The organism is Milkweed yellows phytoplasma str. MW1, assembly GCF_000309485.1.
Lineage (GTDB): Bacteria > Bacillota_I > Bacilli_A > Acholeplasmatales > Acholeplasmataceae > Phytoplasma.
The window spans coordinates 1-1,374 of record NZ_AKIL01000093.1 but is presented as its reverse complement, the minus strand read 5'-3'; the positions used below and the strand labels follow the sequence as shown (position 1 = coordinate 1,374).

At 24.8% G+C, this 1,374-nt stretch carries 1 protein-coding gene; it reads left to right on the top strand.

The features are described from left to right. The coding region (locus RI76_RS03095) for a hypothetical protein (RefSeq protein WP_036343712.1) at positions 1-918 on the top strand (918 nt) is incomplete at its 5' end. Between the last annotated feature and the right edge of the window lie 456 nt (positions 919-1,374).

Below are 1,374 nucleotides of genomic sequence, written 5' to 3'. Positions count from 1 at the left end.
TCGCCAATTTGGGCCATTTCTATACGTAATTATCAAAAGGATATTCAAATTGAATTTTCTATTGAAAATCGTCCGGAATTTAATTATCAAGTTATGTATGAAAAATTTTGGGATGATATTTGCGAACAAAATGGTTTTACCAAAGTTCCTAAATATAAGTTAAATTTCGAAGGCAAGAAAATAGAGGATGTTTTTATAAAAATTTGGGACAAAGATACTCCGTATTCATACAAAGAAATGTTAACAATGCTTAAAGATAAACATAATTCAATTTTTCAAGATAATCGAAAAAATAATAATCAACAGGATGAAAAGTTGAAAATAATATTCGGTTTAGATTCTTCGAGAGAAGAAATAAAAATAAATTGTGATTTAGGGGCATTGCAAGAAAAAGAAATAACAAATGAAGGTATAAAAAAAGCTATTAGAAAGGTTAATCCAGATTTAGAAAAAGATTTTGAAAAAGATTTAGAAATAAAAATTAATCGATCTGAAAAACAAGCAGAAATCAAACATCCAGAATATTTGGAAACAATAATAGTTAATTACAAACCTGATTTAATTAAAACTATAAAATTTCAAGTATTCAAAACAGAAGAAAGTTGTGATGACTTTGATAATTACCCTCGTCCAGAGCAAAGCCTTATTAAAAAAATAAAAGATATAAATAGTGATGTTGAGGAGACATTTTTAAACAAATTAAATTTTAAACCATTGAGCACATCGTCTTCAGAAGACAATGCTCAGAAATATGAGTTTTTTCATCCTGATTGTAATGGTTCAGTAATATTTAAATTTAGAAATTGGACAGATGAAGAAATGAAAGGTAAAAAAACAAAAATAAGAAATTATTATTTTGAAGAACCTCAAGAAGTCTCGAAATTAAATTTTCATTCATTCAAACCGACAAGATTTTGATTAAGAAAATTACCATTATTCACAGATACGATTTCTTTTAAATCGATTATATTTAAAAATGATATTTATTTAATTATGGACTATAATGAATAAACGGAAAGTTCACAAAAATTCGAATTTCAAGAAGATGGTTTTGAATGGAACAAAAAAAACTCCAATGAAAAATCAGAAGTTATTTAATTTCAACATACTGGTGAATATACAGCACAAGGGAAATTGAAAAATAATGGAATAGAAGAAGTATATGATTTTAATAAAATAGAGATAACTAAAAAAAGGAAATAATTCAACATTTTTAAAATATTTTCTTATTAAAGAAATTTTACTAACTTTTCCATTTTCTTCTAAAGAAGAACAAGAAAAAAAAGAAGTTGAGATAAAAGAAATTATTAAAAAGCAATGATCCTCTGGAGTAGTTAATGAATTTAAATGTTTATGCGGATAAATTAGTAAAGA